Raw genomic sequence first — 16,412 nt, 5'->3', positions numbered from 1 at the left:
CGACAAGCCCCGCCCAAGGCTGGAGCCTCGGGCGGGGCTTGAGCCGAAGACGAGGCTCCGTGGATGATGTTAGTAGCCGTAGGCAGGATAGCCGTAGGCCGGGGCGTAGCCATAGGCGGGCGCGTAGCCATAGGCCGGGGCATACCCATAGGCTGGCGCGTAGCCGCGGTCGTAATAGCCGTAGCGGGGAGCCTGGCTCGCCGCGATGGCGCCGCCGATGATGCCCAGAGCGGCACCCGCCGCGAGGGCTCCACCGATGCCGGGGCCACGGCGATAGCCGCCACCATAATAGCCGCGACGGTAGCCGTAGCCGCCGCCGTAGTAGCGGCCATAGCGAACGGTCTCCACGGCAGAGCCGCCAGCGACCTGTGCCGACGTCAGAGCGGGCATCGGGGCGGCTTGTGCGCCGGAGAGAGGAGCTGCCGCCAGACCGACGGCGGTCGAACCGGCAAGGACCAGGGACATGATGCGCGACATGCGGGCGATCTCCTAATTCGAGTGTACCTGCACCGTTAAAACACCATCTTTGATGAACCGTTCCGGAACAGACGAGGCACTATCGGCCGAACGTGTGCCCCGGCACAATTGTCGTTTCAAGAAGACATGAGTTTATAGTCAATCGCCTCTCTTCAGAAGACGCATTCCGTGAACGCCGGATCGACGGAGCGCCGCCATGGACCCTCGTAATCCGCCAACCTGTCCTCAGCCCGCGAATGACCACTTGCGACGATGGCTTCGAGGGGCTGGAGGAAGTGAGTTTCATCGCGTCCCTGGGCATCACGGCGCCCGCGCGCTTCAAGACCCTTGCGGGCGATGGCCAGGGCTTCCGCTGCCACAGTGCCCAGACTGCGTCCGGCGATCGGTGTCGCGAGGCCGAGACGTGGCACGATGGCGCGAAGGCATTCGCGCTCTGCGGTACTCCAAGCCTTGGCGATGTCCCAGGCCGCCGCGAGCCCGGCATCGTCGTAGAGCAGCCCGACCCAGAACGCCGCCTGCGCGACGATCATGTCCGCGCCGCCCACATCTGAGCCGCGCATCTCGATGTAGCGCTTGAGCCTGACCTCGGGGAAAGCCGTGGAGGCATGGTTCGCCCAGTCCGACATCGTAGCCCTCTCGCCGGGAAGCGCCGCGAGCCGCCCATCCATGAGATCGCGGAACGAGGCGCCGCTGACGTCGTGATAGGTCTCCCCGCGCTTGACGAAATACATCGGCATGTCGAGCAGCCAGTCGGTATACGCTTCATACCCGAAGCCAGCCTCGAAGACGCGGGGCAGCATGCCAGTCCTGTCGCCATCGGTATCGCGCCAGATCTCGGAGCGGCGCGAGAGGAAGCCGTTGGGGCGCCCGTCAGTGAAGGGGGAGTTCGCGAAGAGCGCCGTCGCCACCGGTTGCAGCGCCAGGGCGACCCGCATCTTGGTCGCCATGTCCGCTTCTGAGGAGAAGTCGAGATTCACCTGCACCGTGGCGGTACGCAGCATCATATCGAGGCCGAGGGAGCCGACCTTGGGCATGTAGCCGGCCATGATCTTGTACCGGCTCTTGGGCATGACCGGCGTTCCCTCGCGGGTCCATTTCGGACTCATGCCGAGATCGAGGAAACCGATTCCGAGTGGGTCTGCCGCACGCGCGGTCGCCTCCAGATGGCTGCGCAATTCACGCTCGGTGGCATGGACATCAGCTAGCGGCGCGCCGGACAATTCGAACTGCCCGCCAGGTTCGAGCGAAATCGCTCCCCCGTCATTTCCGGCGAGGCCGATCAGGTTGCCGGCATCCTCGATCGCCTCCCAGCCCGTTTCGCGCGCAACGCCTTCGAGGAGCGCGCGGATTCCAGTCTCGCCCGCATAGGGAACGGGTGCGTTGCCGTTCCGGTAGAACGGAACCTTCTCGTGCTCCGTGCCGACGGCGAAGCTCTCGGGCGGTTTTTCGCCCTCGGCGAACCACGCGATCAGTTCGTCCCGCTTCGTCAGCGGTGTCGTGTCGGACGTATCGCGCGCCATGCGCTGCCTCGTGATGAAGGTCGTGTGTGGTGAGAGGCAGGCCGGACCGCAGCGGAGGAGCCCCTTTGAAGATGGCGACTCCTTAGTCCAGCCGCGAGCCATGAACAACGCGGCGTGGTGGGGAGCTCATCAGCGTGTGTCTCCCAGCACAGACTGCACCAAGGTGAGAGCCACCACGGCCGCCGTATCCGCCCGTAGGATCCGAGGTCCGAGGGATAGCGCGACCGTGTTGGGCCGCGCAGCGATCATTTCCCTCTCCTCTGGCGAGAACCCACCTTCAGGCCCGATCAGAACCGCCAGGGGCGGCGCCGCCGCCGGGTCGGCGGCGCTGCGCAGGGCCGCGACAGGATCGGCCACCGCGGCGTTCTCGTCGCAGAAGACGAGGAGGCGTTCGGGCGCGAGTTCCGCGAGCGCTACGGGGAGCCGGACCGCATCGGGAAGTTCGGGAATCGCCAGGATGCCGCATTGCTCAGCTGCTTCAATGGCGTTGGCGCGCAGGCGATCGAGATTGATACGCTCGCCTTGCGTGTAACGGGTGAAGACCGGCCGGATGGTGCCGGCTCCCATCTCCACGGCCTTCTGCGCCAGATAGTCGAGCCGGGCGGTCTTCAGTGGCGCGAAGAGGTAATGCAGGTCGGCACGTTCGGGTTGAGGGCGTACCTGCTCGACAACGATCAGTTCTGCGCTCTTGCGCCCGCTCTGAGCGATGCGGGTGCGCCATTCGCCGTCGCGGCCGTTGAAGACGAGGACGGAATCGTCCGGGCCACGCCGCAGGACGTTCAGCAGGTAGTTCGCCTGGGCGCGTTCCAGGGGAAGGACAGTGCCTTCACCAAGGCCGGATTCGACGAAAAGGCGGGGGGCGGTAAAGTCGTATGCTGCCATGGGTCAGCGTGGTCGCCCGCGTCCGCCGGCCTGTCAACGCCAGCGTCCGATTGCGGGTGATGCGCTGGGGCAACAGTGCTGGATTTTGTCGAGTTTCCCCAAACGCAAACCTTACCGGCCATTTACGTCTTGAAAGACGCCACATTCCTATGGCGAGACGTCAACGAGGTTCGGCAATCGCTCCGGCAGCCACGGCAAGGCACCGGTGTAGATTGGGGGAGAGGGAAATCCAACTCATGTCATCGAAGATCATCGCGGCCGTCGCCGGAGCCGCATTAGGCTCCGTTCTCATCGCTGGTCCCGCCTTCGCGCAGAACGCGGAATGCGGTGAGATCCAGAAGACGCTCCAGTCGCGCAAGGATCTCGTGGCCAAGGCGAATGCCGCGTCGAACTCTAAGAAGAAGATGACCCCCGCCGAAGCCTGCGCGCTGTTCGGCAAGCTGCAGACCAACGGCAACGAAGGCGTGAAGTGGATCGCCGCCAACAAGGAATGGTGCTCCATTCCCGATTCCTTCGCCGAAGGCTTCAAGGCCGACCATCTGAAGGTCGCCGGCATCCGCACCAAGATCTGCGGCGTCGCCGCCCAGGCCGCGAAGATGGAAGCCCAGGCGCGGGCGCAGGCCCAGAACGGCGGCGGCGGTAGCGGTGGTGGCATGCTCGGCGGGCCAGGCCTGACGGGCAGCTTGAAGATGCCGCAGGGCGCGCTCTAGGCCTTGGCTGCCATTTCGGTCCACGGTTGCGCCCGCCCATGGCGGGCGTGACCTCGCCAGACGGCGCAGACGGGAAGGTCGCGGATGCTGTCGTCGGCCACTGGGTCGATCGTCTCGCCCCGCGCGGCCTCCGTCCCTATCTCCGCCTCGCCCGCATCGACCGGCCGATCGGCTGGTGGCTACTGCTCCTGCCGTGCTGGTGGTCGGCCGCCCTGGCGGCGCTCGCCGGTCACAAGCCGTTTCCGGACCCGGCGCATCTGCTCCTGTTCCTGATCGGCGCCATCGCCATGCGAGGGGCGGGCTCGACCTACAACGACATCGCCGACCGTGATCTCGACGCGCAGGTGGAGCGCACGCGCTCGCGCCCCCTCCCCTCCGGGCAGGTGAAGACGCGGTCCGCCGCCATCTTCCTCGTGATGCAGGCGCTGGTCGGTCTGGCCGTGCTACTGCAATTCAACCCTACCGCCATCTGGGTCGGCATGGCGTCCCTTCTACCAGTGGCGATCTATCCGTTCATGAAACGGGTGATGTCGATGCCCCAGGCGGTGCTCGGCCTCGCCTTCTCGTGGGGAGCGCTGATGGGCTGGGTCGCCGCCTTCGGCACTCTCGGTGCGCCGGCCTTGGCTCTCTATGTCGGCGCGTTTGCGTGGATCGTAGGCTACGATACGATCTATGCGGTTCAAGACATCGAGGACGACGAGATTGCCGGAATCCGCTCGTCGGCCCGCCTGTTCGGCCGCGGTCTGAAGCCCGCCATCGGCCTGTGCTACGCGATCTCGGCAGCAGCCATTGCCACAGCTGCGGCACTGGCTGGCACGGGCCCTGTCGGGTTTCTCGGCGTTGCCTTGTTTGCCACCCATCTCGGATGGCAGGTTTTCCGTCTGAAACCCGGTGACGGGCGCGGGGCATTGCTGCTCTTCCGCTCTAACCGCGATGCCGGGTTGATACTTTTCGCTGGCCTATCAGCCGATGCCCTGGGGCAGGCCCTCTTCTGAGGCCGGTCCGGCTTCAGGACAGCGCGCCTCCGACGATCTCGCTCTCACCGCGATAGATGAGGGGACGCACCGGCAGCACGCCGGTCTTACGACGGACGAGGAAGCGCGGGCGGCGGCCATTGAGCAGGCCGTGACGACGGCGGGTGCGGGTCGTTCCGAGAGCGACACGGCCGATCTGGCGCGACACGGTTGCGAGGGTGCCGTCTTCCCGCACGATCATCCGCGGCAGGCCGGTCCGGGCCGAGCAATCACGCCAGATCGCGACCACATCGTCATCGCCATAAGGTCCAAGACGACCCAGCGTGGCGCCGGTCTCGTCCACGAGCAAAAGGGCGAAGCGATCCTCGTCGCAGGCATCGGAATCCTCGGAGGCGAAGGCCAGGGCGACACCGATGGCCACGGTACCACCGGCGACGCGGCCGGTGATCGGCAGAACCGAAGCAGTGAAGGCCACGGAGCTCAGCGCGACGCCATCCTGCAGGCAGTGATCGGTGGCGATGCCGACGTTTGTCTCGGTTGGATTCATGTTTGAGAAAGTGTTCATTGGTCCGACGCCCTGTTGGTGTGATCGGCCTCTGTCGGGCCGTCTCTTATGACAAGCAGATTTGCGTCTAAGCTCCTCAAACCGCCTTAATAGCCACAGTTAAGCGATCGTGGACGGCGGGGAAGCGATTGGGATGCTCAACACTTCCTTGCTTCATTCCTCAGGATCGCGGTGCATCTCCGGATTCTCGATCCTTGTGGGCATGGGATGCCCGCCCTACAACGGTATCAGTCTCTTCCCGCCGCAGGGCGCGGAAAGGCCCGATTCGCATCCCTTCTCGAGAAAACCCGAAGATTCGGAGACGCATGTCCGACACGATGTCGATCGAAGCCGCCAAGGCCCTCGTCCCTGATCTGCGGGCGGCGATCCGCGAAGCTGCCTCCCTCGCCCTTCCCTACTTCCGGGCGGACGGACAGACGACGGCCCGGACATGGTCGAAGGCCGGTGGCTCTCCGGTGACGGAAGCCGATGTGGCGGTGGATACGTTCCTGAAGATCAGGCTGAGTGCTTTGCTGCCAAAAGCCGCCTGGCTTTCGGAGGAAACGAGCGACGATCCAATTCGCCTGGGCTCCGACCTCGTCTGGATCGTCGATCCCATCGACGGCACCCGTGCCTTCCTCACAGGCCATCCCGATTGGTCGATTTCGGTGGCGTTGCTCTCGCAGGGGCAGCCTGTTCTCGGCTTCGTCCATGCTCCCGTCAGTGACAAGTTCTACGAGGCGGTGGCGGGTGCTGGCGCGACGTGCAACGGCGTTTCGCTGTCGGTCTCGCGACAGGCCGGGCTCGCTGGTGCGCGGGTGACAGGACCGAAACCGATGGCCGATAAGCTTGCACGGGGCGGCTCCGTTGACGGAAAAGCTGTCGATTTCGAGATCGTCCCGCGTGTGCCGTCCCTTGCTTTGCGGGTGGCCAGGGTCGCGGAGGGATCGATCGATATCGGCCTCGTTTCGTCCGACGCGCGCGACTGGGACCTCGCCGGGGCCGACCTGCTCCTGCGCGAGGCGGGAGGATCGGTGAGCGACCTGCGGGGAAATCGCACGACCTACAATAGACCAGATCCCGTCCACGGGGCCCTGATCGCGATGTCGGACACCCTGCGCGACGATGTCGTTGCAGCCCTGACGCGGGTCTGAAGCGTTCGTCATCGCGACGACGCGTCATTCCCTTCGCAGCCTGGCGAAGCGTCGATTGTGTGTGGATGCGGCGGTGAAATCGACCGGAATCGAGCCGGGTTTCGACCGCCATCGGCGAGGCTTTCGAGGTCTCCGGACCGATCGGCAAATCCGGTCGCGTTGCGGTGCTCCGTGGCGCCATCGACCGAGCGTTCACCCTGGTAAGCGCGGGCATCCGGCGAGGTGCGGGACACCCGATGGTCGAGACGACCGAAGGTGATTCTCCCCCGCCCCCGTGCCGGCGCGATGGGCCCGGACACGCAAACGCCGAGCCCTGTGAGGAACTCGGCGCGAAACGTCCATCAGCGCGGGGACGATGCCCTCGACGCAGGATAAGCCCGATCAGGCGTGTTCGCGAACCGCGACCACTTCGGGAGCCACTCCGAGCCGCTCGGCGAGGTGCCAGCGCAGTTCACGGGGCGAATGGTAGTTGTAAGAGGTGTCGATGAGGTGGCTGAGATCGATGTCCTGCGCATCACGCGACGTCGTCTGCTTCAGCTTTCCTACCTTGAATGTCGCCGCATCGGTGATGGGCGAACGGACGCCGCGGCGCCGGGTGTATTCGAACAACATGTTTTCTTGTGATCTTTCAGATTTTCTTGGTGTGCAGAACAACGAGCTTAGCTCCGTGTTCCGTAAGTCAGAGGTTTGATGGGTGGGAGGGATGCCATCCTCAGCGAACTCGTCTCCCCAGTAGAGATCGTCGGGATGGCGGCGGACACGGCGCTCTATGGCCGATGGTGACGCCAGCCCCGAGGGCTGGCGCCGGGGGCGTCAAGCCGCCTGGAGGTTACCAGCCGAGTCCTTGCCGCTGCGCTTGTCGGTCTGGATCTCGTAGGAGACCTTCTGACCTTCAATGAGATTGCGCATTCCCGCGCGCTCGACGGCGGAGATGTGAACGAACACGTCCTTGCCGCCGTCATCGGGCTGAATGAAGCCGTAGCCTTTGGTTTCGTTGAACCACTTAACAGTGCCGGTATTCACGAATAGAACCTCGTATCGTTCGTTGACCAAAGACGTGCATCTGCTCGAGATACCCGGCGCCGGTCCTCTTTTACATTTGACGGGATCAGCAGGTCGTGAGACGTGCGATGCACGTTGCGTTCGGCTCACTGATGCCCGCTGTCCTCCATGTAAGCTGATTGTGCGGCGGCAACAAGGCACCCGGCTCGATCTTGCCTGCCGCACCGGCACGCCGCACTCTCATGGGACTCCGAGCGGACCCCGTGTTTTTCGGTCCGCGACATGCATATATGGGACCTGTTCCAGGCAGTTAGGCGACGCAATCAGGCGGTTCATGGCGGGCATCTCGGTTTCCCTCGAAGGCGCGAACATCCAGCTCTCATTCCAGAAGGACGATCAGGCCACGGCCGTCGTCATGGATGCGCGGGCGGCCCGTGCGCTCGTGCGTGCGGTGGGACAGCTGCTGACCGCGATCGACGAGCCGGACGATGTCGACCTGCCGGACGATCTGAGCGACGAGGATATCGCCATGCTCGAAGTCACCTCGTCCGCCATCGAGGTCGGCACCGACGAGCAGGGACAGGCCGTAGTCGCCTTGCAGGCCGGAGCGCTTCCCCCCTTCCAGCTACGCCTGACGGACGAAGAGGCCCGCCACGTGGTGACGAGCCTCTCTGAAATCCTCAGTGCGCCCCGGGACGTGCGCGCGTCACACGGGGATCACTAGACCCCTCGATCACATCCTGACGCCGGGGTCGGTCGGTCCGCCCGGCAGATAATCGGGCTCGGAGCCGGGTCCCTTCGGCTCGTCGACGCCGGGATCGTCGACAGGATACGGGGTCCGTGGTCCGGTCGGGCCGATATCCGGCCCTTCATCGGGCGGCAGCGGCGGCGGTGGCAGGTCACCGGGGATTCCGCCCGGCAGCGGCTCGGGGATCGGTAGGCCTGGATTGGCCATTCAGCGTCTCCTTCGCTTCTAGGTGGATCGCGCTTCTAGGTGGATCGCCTTCCGACGTTAAGTCGGTCGTCTGTCGGACCAACCCGCCCCGATCCTCGCCAGTTCCAGCAAAGCATGAATTCGAGCCTTGTGCTGCCGCCTTGGCTGCATTGCGCCTCGGCCCGCCCAGGAACCTGCCCCAGCCGCCACCGGTTCTTCCGCTACCTCTTTGAACACATGCGGAGATCTGCCATGGCCGACATCAAGCAGTCGAAGGTTCTCATCGTCGCGACAGACGGTTTCGAGGAAACCGAGCTCACCGTTCCGCTGCAGAATCTCAGGGGGGCCGGAGCGAGCGTCGTCGTCGCATCGCCCAAATCACGCGAATCGCGGGAATCCATTCGCGGCTGGGACAAGACGGATTGGGGCAAGAACGTTGCGGTCAACAAGGATCTCGAAGACATCGACCCGGCCGATTTCGACGCGCTCGTCCTCCCCGGCGGTCAGATCAACCCGGACAAGCTGAGGCTCGAGCCGAAGGCCCTGGAGGTCATCAAGGCCTTTCTGACGTCCGGCAAGGTCGTGGCCGCCATCTGCCACGCGCCCTGGCTGTTGATCGAGGCCGGTGCCGTGAAGGGCCTGAACCTGACCTCATTCTCATCGATCAAGACGGACGTCATCAATGCCGGCGGCCAGTGGCACGACGAGGCGGTGGTGACCGACAAGGGGATCGTCACCAGCCGCAATCCGGGCGACCTCGACGCGTTCTGCGCCAAGATCGTCGAGGAGATCCAAGAGGGTAACCACGGCGCTCGCCAATTGGCCGCCTGACACCGGGCTTACGCTCCGCCCGCCCCGAAACGGGCGGGCTGTCCGACTCAGCCGCGCGATGACCCGACTTCGCCGGTGACTTCCAGCACCAGGCCGGAGGAGAGCGGACGACCATACTCGTCCTCGACATCCACGGTGATGCGGTGACTTCCGGCCGGGATGTCCCCGTCGAGACGTGCCACCCAGATATGGCTCGAAGGCTCCGCCTTCACCCAGGGTTTCTTCGCCTCGGGATAGCGGAGGTAGACCTCGTTCACGAACGGATCGGGGCGTCGCGTCCGCACCATCGCGACGGCCGGGCCGCTGCCGATCCGATAGGAGACCCGCATGCGCGGGCCGCCGTCGAAGACGTTCACCACTAGATTGGTGGCGGAGAGGCTCTCTCGCGGCACCGGCGACCGCAGGGTCTGCATCGGCCGGTAATCGCGCAGGACCTCGCCCGCGCCGCCGCGATACTGGCTCTCCAGTACGATCCGCATCCCCTCGTCCGGCTCGCCCTGGGCCGGGCGGTAGCGGGTCGTGTAGCCGGCGCCGTCCACCGACAGGACATGGAAGCCATTCGGTGTTCCGTCGCGGCTGTCGGCCGAGGGGATGCCGGTGCGGGAAGAGGGGCCGCTCCACCACGAGCCCGAGACAGCGGTGAGGACGTGGTGATGGTGGCTCCCCGCGCCGCCCGCACGGGGATAATGATGCTCCGTCGTGTGGGTATGGCCGGCGAGGCTCAATACCGGGCGGTCGCCCAGAAGGTCCAGCAGGCGCTCGCGGTCCATCACGTTCTGGCGCGGATCGTCCGGGTTGAGGTCGGTGTAGAGCGGGATATGCATCGCGATGACCACGAGGCGATCCTTGGGCGTCTGCGCCAGCATGTTGGCGACAAAGGCGATCTGGCGTTCGCCGATGCGCCCTTCGTAGCGCCCTACCCCATCGCCCGCCCCCGATGCGGCGCCAAGATAATGGACGGTGTCCAGCATCAGGAACAGCGCCTTGCCGTGGTGGAAGGCGTAGTACGGCGCTCCGTAGACCCGCTTGAAGGTCTCGCGGCTGTAGCGTGCATCGGGCGCCTCGAAATTGAGATCGTGATTGCCGCCGATATGGAACCAGGGAATGCCGATGCGCCCCATGATGCGGTTCGAGCGGCCGTAGAACGAGAGATCGTCGAACAGGATGTCGCCCGTGGTCATGCCGAAGGCGGCTTTCGTCCCCAGGACGCGCGTCACCGCCGTATCGCGGACATGGCCGAGTTCCACCGGGCTCTCGGGCTGCGGATCGGTGAACAGGATGACGTCGAAGGCATCCGGTTCCGCCTGGCGCGACAACGCGAAATCGATGGAGGCGGGAAGCGGTCCCGTCGGGTCGATGCCCCGATAGCGCAGCCGCAATTCGGGGGGCGTCCCTTGCGGTTGGTGGAGGTAGCTGAAGCGCGGGATATTGTTTTCGTCGCGCGGCAGGGCAAAGCCCGACGGCTTGACCACGAAGACGGTGTCGCCATCCGACACATCGAGGCCGTAGCGGCCCTGACGATCGGTGAGGACCACGTCCCGGCCGTTGGAGACGGCGACATCCGGGATGCCGATCCGTTCGCCGGAGACACTCTCGTAGACTATGCCCGTCGCACGCTCCGACGCCCGGGCGGAACTGGCCGACAGCGCCAGTGCGGCGGCGCCTGCCATGGTCTGGCGGCGGGTCAGAGCGGATCGGTCCATCATGCGAAAGCCTGTTGCAACGGGTCGGCCACACCGAACCACGTGCCTTTGACCATCGCGTGACGCTTCCGGCGAGCGTCGCCCGTTCAATGCGTGGCGACGGTCTTCTCGACTTTGGGCTTGGTCACGGCGGCCCCGGAGATCAACTCGCCGAGACGCTTCTGGTCGAGCCCGCGTGTCACATCCACGAGGCGATCACCGGCGGGGGATTCGACGGCTCTCACGGGGATCGACCCCGTCGCCACCGGGTCCTTCATCGCTGCCACCGGCACGGCGGACAGCGCGGGCTCGCGTTGGAGGCGCATGGCCCAATGGGCGGCGGTGGAAAGCGCGGCAATGGCGACGATCGCCTTGGTGCCGTTGGTAAGAAGGCGGCGCATGAGGAGGAGCCCGAGACTACGCGGAGGAACCTGGCCGGTTCCCCGGCCCGTCTCACTTGTGCGTGAAGTCGGTAAACCAATCCGCTCAAGCACTCGTCCGGCACTTGTCCTGAAATGGCTCGACAAGCTGAGCGCGCAATGAGCGTGGGCCATCAGCCACGGCGACGGTTCCTGTTCCCCGCACTCGTGACACACCTGACGCGACCCGGCCCACCAGGCCTCACAGGATCGACGCAGAGAACTGGTCCGCATCGCCCCGTCACGGCAAGCCCTGCAGCCACGCAAGTCCGAGAGGGTTCGCGAAACCGTCGAACGCATTAGCCGCGGGGACCGCCGATGTAGACATCCTACACCGAGCCGGCAACCGATCCGGCTGCATAGGGCCCTTCCGCCGCAGGCTCGTCCGCTGGCGGAACACGGGACAGGATGGGATCGGCCTCGGCGAGGCTCGTCCATGCCGGCATTCCCGGCTCACGCCGGGGACAGTGTCATTGCAGGTCGGAACGGTGAGGATATTCCCACCGCTCCGATCGAAGCGGGTTTCGACCGCGCTGCCTCATGGCACCGGGTTGGTGTTGGTCGTCGCTCGACGTCTCAGCTCAGCGAGCCGCAGAAGCGCTGGATGCGGGTGCAGGCCTCTTCCAGCGCGGTGTTCGACGTGGCGTAGGAGATGCGCAGGTTCGGTCCGAGGCCGAAAGCCGAGCCGTGAACGGCGGCGACACCCTCGGCCTGGAGCAGTTCCAGCACGAAATCCTCGTCCGATTCGATGACCTTGCCCGAAGGCGTCTTGCGCCCGATCGTCTCCGCGCAGGACGGGTAGACGTAGAAGGCGCCTTCCGGCGTCGGGCATTTGAGGCCCTTGGTCTGGTTCAGCATGGAGACCACGAGGTCGCGGCGCTCATGGAAAGCGGCGCGGAAACGGGCGAGATGCTCCTGCGTGCCGTCGAGGGCCGCCACCGCCGCCCATTGCGAGATCGAGGAGGCGCCGGAGGTCTGCTGGCCCTGGACGAAATCCATCGCCTTGATGAGGTGCTCGGGACCGGCGGCGTAGCCGATGCGCCAGCCGGTCATCGCATAGGCTTTCGAGACGCCGTTCATGGTCAGCGTCCGGTCGTAGAGGCCGGGCTCGACCTGGGCCGGCGTGACGAACTCGAAATCGCCGTAGCAGAGGTGCTCGTACATGTCGTCCGTGAGCACCCAGACATGGGGGTGGCGCATGAGGACGTCGGTGATCTTCTTCAGCTCGTCGCGGGCATAGGCCGCGCCGGAGGGGTTCGACGGCGAGTTGAGGATGATCCACTTGGTCTTCGGCGTGATCACCCGCTCGAGTTCTTCCGGCTGGAGCTTGAAATCATGCTCCATGTCCGTCTCGGCGAAGACCGGCGTGCCGCCGCACAGCACGACCATCTCCGGATACGAGACCCAGTAGGGGCGCGGGATCACCACCTCGTCGCCGGGGTTCAGCGTGGCGAGAAGGGCATTGTAGATAACGTGCTTGCCGCCGGTGCCGACGATGGTCTGCGACGCCTTGTAGTCGAGGCCGTTCTCGCGCTTGAACTTCCGCACGATCGCTTCGCGCAGAGGCACGATCCCGGAAACCGGCGTGTACTTGGTCTCGCCGCGACGGATCGCGTCGATCGCCGCTTCCTTGATGTGGTCGGGCGTATCGAAATCCGGCTCGCCCACCGACAGGCTGATCACGTCCATCCCGCCGGCTTTCAGCTCACGGGCCTTCTGCGTCATCGCGATGGTGGCGGACGGCTTCACCTTGGACAGGGCGTCGGCGAGAAAGCCCATGATGGTCTACTCCGATCACGTCAGATGGGCGCCGATACGCGCCTCTTCAAAAAGCGCGCGGACCCTAATCCCGGAGCTGTGAGCCGGCAAGGCTGCCGGACACGTCAAAGCGGCCACCCCTGGCGCGATGACGCTCCGGGATGGCCGCTTCGTATTGATGAGGACAGATTTGCCCTGAGGTCAGATGCCGCCGAAGACCCAACGGAGCTTCGACAGGAACCCTCCGCCGGATTTCGCAGCGCGGGTCGCCTCCGGCTCGTCCTTCTCCGCTGCGGAGGCCTTGTCCGCATGGATCAGCCCGAGGGCCGCCGTATCGGTGGTCTCGCGGTCGATGAGGATGAACCCGCCGGTATCGCGGTTCGCCGCGTAGGCATCGATGGCCACGGCGCGGTCCAGGCTCAGGGTCACGTCCGCGATGTCGTTCGCCACGAGGCGGGCGGCCGGAACGGGATTGCCGCTTTCCGGATCGATCCGCGTATGGATGGTCGTGACGGTGGCGTTCACCGTCACGGTGCCGATCTTCGCGAGCAGGGTGGCGCCGGGCAGGAGTTCGGTCTCGGCCGCCCAGAAGAGACGGGCGTCGAAACGGTCGCTCACCCGCATCGGCGCATCGGCCGTGACGATCACCGAACCGCGCGAAGCGTCGATCTCGTCGGCGAGGACGAGGGTGACGGACTGACCTTCTACGGCATGCGGCAGGTCGCCATCGGCGGTGTAGATGCGGGCGATGGTGGAGGTCCGGCCCGAAGGCTCGACGATGATCGCGTCGCCGGGGGCGACGCGGCCGCTGGCGATCAGGCCCGAGAAGCCGCGGAAGTCGGAGTTCGGACGGTTCACCCACTGGACCGGAAGACGGAACGGAGCGGCCTGCTCCTCGACCCGAACCGGCACTTCTTCGAGGTACTGGAGGAGCGGGGTTCCCGTGTACCAGGGCACGGCGGCGCCGGGCAGGACGACGTTGTCGCCGTTCTTGGCGGAAAGCGGGATGGGCCGGATCTCGGTGAAGCCGAGGGGCGCGGCGAACGCATCGAACGCCGCCGTGATCTCCTCGAACTTGCCCTGCGACCAGCCGACCAGATCCATCTTGTTCACCGCGAGGGCGACGCGCTTGATCCCGAGCAGCGAGACCAGCAGCGCGTGGCGCCGGGTCTGGCGGGTGAGACCCTGCCGAGCGTCCACCAGGATCACGGCGACATCGGCCGTGGAGGCACCGGTCGCCATGTTGCGGGTGTACTGCTCGTGACCGGGCGTGTCGGCGACGATGAACGAGCGCTTGTCGGTGGAGAAGAAGCGATAGGCGACATCGATGGTGATGCCTTGCTCGCGCTCGGCCTGGAGGCCGTCCACGAGGAGGGCGAGGTCGATCTCGGCGCCCTGGGTGCCGTGCTTGCGCGAATCGCGCTGCAGCGCCGTCACCTGATCGTCGAAGATCTGCTTGGTGTCGTGCAGGAGGCGGCCGATCAGGGTCGACTTGCCGTCATCGACGGAGCCGCAGGTGATGAAGCGCAGCACTTCCTTGCTCTGGTGAGCGGCGAGGAAGCTGTCATAGCCGAAGGCTTCGGGTGACTGATGGATCGTCATCTTAGAAATACCCCTCCTGCTTCTTGCGCTCCATGGCGCCCGATCCGTCCTTGTCGATCACGCGGCCCTGACGCTCGGAGGTCCGGGCGGCCAGGGTCTCGCCGATGATCTCGGGCAGGGTCGCGGCATCGCTCTCGACGGCGCCGGTGAGCGGGTAGTCGCCAAGCGTCCGGAAACGCACGGACAGGTTCTGCGGGGTCTCGCCGGGGTTCAGGGGAAGGCGGTCGTCGTCGACTAGGATCAACTGGCCGTCGCGCTCCACGACGGGGCGGGGCTTGGCGAAGTAGAGCGGCACGATCGGGATCTGCTCCTGCTCGATGTAGAGCCAGACATCGAGCTCGGTCCAATTCGAGATCGGGAAGACGCGCAGGGATTCACCGCGCTTCTTCTTGAGATTGTAGAGGTGCCAGGGCTCGGCGCGCTGGCGCTTCGGGTCCCAGCGATGCTGGGCCGTGCGCAGGGAGAAGATGCGTTCCTTGGCGCGGGACGCCTCCTCGTCGCGGCGCGCGCCACCGAAGGCCGCGTCGAACTTGTGCTTGTCCAGCGCCTGACGCAGGCCCTGCGTCTTCATCACGTCGGTATGGACTTCGGAACCATGGCTGATCGGGCCGATGCCCCGGGCCAGGCCGTCCTGGTTGGTGTGGACGATGAGATCGAGACCGAGCTCCTTGGCGCGCTGATCGCGGAACGCGATCATCTCCTTGAACTTCCACGTCGTATCGATGTGCATCAGCGGGAACGGCAGACGGCCCGGTGCAAAGGCCTTCAGCGCCAGATGCAGGAGCACCGACGAATCCTTGCCGATCGAATAGAGCATCACCGGGTTCTCGGTCTCGGCGACCGTCTCCCGCATGATGTGAATGCTCTCGGCTTCGAGACGCTGCAGGTGAGTCAGACGCTCGGGCAGCGTGGCGGCCAGGGCGGTGGCGGCGCTCATCGGGCCATCTCCAGATTGCTGTTGCGGGGTATGGATTCGAAAGCGGCGGCTTCCTGGCCCGGCTGAACGTTCGCCTCGGGCTGGTGCACGTGAAGGCCGCATTCCTTCTTGGATTCCTGCTCCCACCACCAGCGGCCGGCGCGTTCGGATTCGCCGACCTTGATGGCACGCGTGCACGGGGCGCAGCCGATCGAGGGGAAGCCGCGATCGTGCAGGACGTTGTAGGGGATGTAATTGTCGATCACGAAGCGGTCGACATCGGCTCTGGTCCAATCCGCGAGCGGATTGATCTTGATGAGACCACGCGCCTCGTCCGCCTCCGCCAGGGGCGTATCCGCGCGATTGGCGGATTGGCCAGCCCGCAGGCCCGTCAGCCAACCGGCGGCGCCGTCGAGGGCCCGGCCCAGCGGCTCGACCTTGCGGAAACCGCAGCAGGCTTGCCGGGCGGCGACCGAGTGGCGAAAGCCGTTGATTCCCTCGTCGCGGACGAACGCCTCTTCGGCGAGCCGCTCCGGCGCATAGGCCTGGATGCGGATGCCGTAGGCCGATTCGGTCTCCGCCCATACATCGTAGGTCTCGGGAAAGAGCCGTCCGGTATCGAGCGTGACGATCTCCGTCCTCCCTTTGGCCATGGCGAGGGCGTGGGTCAGAGCCTGATCCTCGATGCCGAGGCTGGTCGTGAAGACCAGTCGGCCGGGGATCGCGGCTTCGATCGCGCGGATCCGGCCCCGCAGATCGAGGCCGGCCATCGTGGACGCGAGGTCCCGCGCCGTTCGTTCCAGGGAATTGCTCATCTGCGGTGCTCGATACGACTGCCTGAAAGATGCCTGCTTGTCTGGCGCCTGAAATGTTCGCTATAACGAACGCTGTCAAGGCATAGCGGCCATCGCGGCGCGGCATTCCCACGCGGACGCCGCTATGGTTTGCAAAGGCGCGGCGACCGGATTGGTTGCCTGTCGAAGGAATATCCTTCTCAATTCGCCGGT

General features: G+C 65.5%; 18 protein-coding genes. 5 read left to right on the top strand and 13 right to left on the bottom strand.

The genetic code is table 11. From position 1 onward, the window contains the following. Positions 1-69 precede the first annotated feature (69 nt). The 3 genes from IPV08_RS15865 to IPV08_RS15855 all read right to left on the bottom strand — a co-directional run bounded on the left by IPV08_RS15865 (position 70) and on the right by IPV08_RS15855 (position 2,879). The gene (locus IPV08_RS15865) at positions 70-477 is read right to left on the bottom strand and encodes a hypothetical protein (protein ID WP_056428874.1); all 408 of its coding nucleotides are present in this window, start codon (positions 475-477) and stop codon (positions 70-72) included. A 152-nt stretch (positions 478-629) separates the two neighbouring features. Beyond that, positions 630-1,997, bottom strand: coding sequence for a glutamate--cysteine ligase (locus IPV08_RS15860; protein ID WP_207412553.1), 1,368 nt, complete (start codon positions 1,995-1,997; stop codon positions 630-632). A 129-nt stretch (positions 1,998-2,126) separates the two neighbouring features. Beyond that, a complete protein-coding gene (locus IPV08_RS15855) occupies positions 2,127-2,879 on the bottom strand; it encodes a 16S rRNA (uracil(1498)-N(3))-methyltransferase (protein ID WP_207412552.1) in 753 nt (250 codons plus the stop codon). 236 nt (positions 2,880-3,115) lie between these two features. On the opposite strand from IPV08_RS15855, the gene IPV08_RS15850 reads away from it, so the two are divergent. Together IPV08_RS15850 and ubiA are read left to right on the top strand one after the other, a co-directional pair. Continuing rightward, on the top strand, positions 3,116-3,589 hold the full coding sequence (locus IPV08_RS15850; protein WP_207412551.1) for a hypothetical protein: 474 nt from the start codon (positions 3,116-3,118) through the stop codon (positions 3,587-3,589). A gap of 38 nt (positions 3,590-3,627) precedes the next feature. Next, positions 3,628-4,584 (top strand): 4-hydroxybenzoate octaprenyltransferase, encoded by a 957-nt coding sequence (ubiA, locus tag IPV08_RS15845; protein ID WP_207412550.1) that lies wholly within the window; start codon positions 3,628-3,630, stop codon positions 4,582-4,584. A gap of 13 nt (positions 4,585-4,597) precedes the next feature. On the opposite strand, the gene IPV08_RS15840 is transcribed toward ubiA, so the two are convergent. Next, on the bottom strand, positions 4,598-5,110 hold the full coding sequence (locus tag IPV08_RS15840) for a DUF6101 family protein (RefSeq protein ID WP_207412549.1): 513 nt from the start codon (positions 5,108-5,110) through the stop codon (positions 4,598-4,600). A gap of 323 nt (positions 5,111-5,433) precedes the next feature. Between IPV08_RS15840 and IPV08_RS15835 the strand changes: the two genes are divergently transcribed. Next, positions 5,434-6,261: a 3'(2'),5'-bisphosphate nucleotidase CysQ gene (locus tag IPV08_RS15835; protein ID WP_207412548.1), complete on the top strand. Its 828-nt coding sequence runs from the start codon at positions 5,434-5,436 to the stop codon at positions 6,259-6,261. Positions 6,262-6,642: 381 nt separating this feature from the next. Here the strand turns inward: IPV08_RS15835 and IPV08_RS15830 are convergent, their stop codons facing one another. Next, on the bottom strand, positions 6,643-6,873 hold the full coding sequence (locus IPV08_RS15830; protein WP_056428857.1) for a hypothetical protein: 231 nt from the start codon (positions 6,871-6,873) through the stop codon (positions 6,643-6,645). A gap of 201 nt (positions 6,874-7,074) precedes the next feature. Then, entirely contained in the window at positions 7,075-7,284 is a 210-nt protein-coding gene (locus IPV08_RS15825) for a cold-shock protein (RefSeq protein ID WP_026175704.1), read from the bottom strand. Between the two features lie 313 nt (positions 7,285-7,597). On the opposite strand from IPV08_RS15825, the gene IPV08_RS15820 reads away from it, so the two are divergent. Continuing rightward, on the top strand, positions 7,598-7,987 hold the full coding sequence (locus IPV08_RS15820; RefSeq protein WP_056428856.1) for a hypothetical protein: 390 nt from the start codon (positions 7,598-7,600) through the stop codon (positions 7,985-7,987). 9 nt (positions 7,988-7,996) lie between these two features. Here IPV08_RS15820 and IPV08_RS15815 read toward each other — a convergent pair whose 3' ends face one another. Beyond that, positions 7,997-8,218, bottom strand: a complete 222-nt coding sequence (locus tag IPV08_RS15815) for a hypothetical protein (protein WP_056428854.1) — start codon at positions 8,216-8,218, stop codon at positions 7,997-7,999. Between the two features lie 231 nt (positions 8,219-8,449). Here IPV08_RS15815 and IPV08_RS15810 point away from each other — a divergent pair, with 231 nt between their 5' ends. Further along, positions 8,450-9,028: a type 1 glutamine amidotransferase domain-containing protein gene (locus IPV08_RS15810; RefSeq protein ID WP_207412547.1), complete on the top strand. Its 579-nt coding sequence runs from the start codon at positions 8,450-8,452 to the stop codon at positions 9,026-9,028. 47 nt (positions 9,029-9,075) lie between these two features. Here IPV08_RS15810 and IPV08_RS15805 read toward each other — a convergent pair whose 3' ends face one another. The 6 genes from IPV08_RS15805 to IPV08_RS15780 form a co-directional block, all read right to left on the bottom strand. Further along, entirely contained in the window at positions 9,076-10,734 is a 1,659-nt protein-coding gene (locus tag IPV08_RS15805; protein WP_207412546.1) for a calcineurin-like phosphoesterase family protein, read from the bottom strand. 83 nt (positions 10,735-10,817) lie between these two features. After that, positions 10,818-11,111: a hypothetical protein gene (locus IPV08_RS15800; RefSeq protein WP_056428847.1), complete on the bottom strand. Its 294-nt coding sequence runs from the start codon at positions 11,109-11,111 to the stop codon at positions 10,818-10,820. Between the two features lie 594 nt (positions 11,112-11,705). Next, complete coding sequence (locus IPV08_RS15795; protein ID WP_056257735.1) at positions 11,706-12,908, bottom strand: pyridoxal phosphate-dependent aminotransferase; 1,203 nt, start codon at positions 12,906-12,908, stop codon at positions 11,706-11,708. 180 nt (positions 12,909-13,088) lie between these two features. Next, the gene (cysN, locus tag IPV08_RS15790; RefSeq protein ID WP_207412545.1) at positions 13,089-14,489 is read right to left on the bottom strand and encodes a sulfate adenylyltransferase subunit CysN; all 1,401 of its coding nucleotides are present in this window, start codon (positions 14,487-14,489) and stop codon (positions 13,089-13,091) included. Between the two features lies 1 nt (position 14,490). Beyond that, positions 14,491-15,426, bottom strand: coding sequence for a sulfate adenylyltransferase subunit CysD (gene cysD / locus IPV08_RS15785; RefSeq protein ID WP_056428839.1), 936 nt, complete (start codon positions 15,424-15,426; stop codon positions 14,491-14,493). After that, entirely contained in the window at positions 15,423-16,220 is a 798-nt protein-coding gene (locus tag IPV08_RS15780; RefSeq protein ID WP_207412544.1) for a phosphoadenylyl-sulfate reductase, read from the bottom strand. Before IPV08_RS15780 ends, cysD begins: the two co-directional genes overlap by 4 nt. Positions 16,221-16,412: the final 192 nt, after the last annotated feature.

The sequence above is a fragment of the Methylobacterium sp. SD274 genome (assembly GCF_017355285.1).
Taxonomy (GTDB): Bacteria; Pseudomonadota; Alphaproteobacteria; order Rhizobiales; family Beijerinckiaceae; genus Methylobacterium.
The sequence above is the reverse complement of the archived record's forward strand: the minus strand, read 5'-3'. Positions and strand labels throughout refer to the sequence as shown.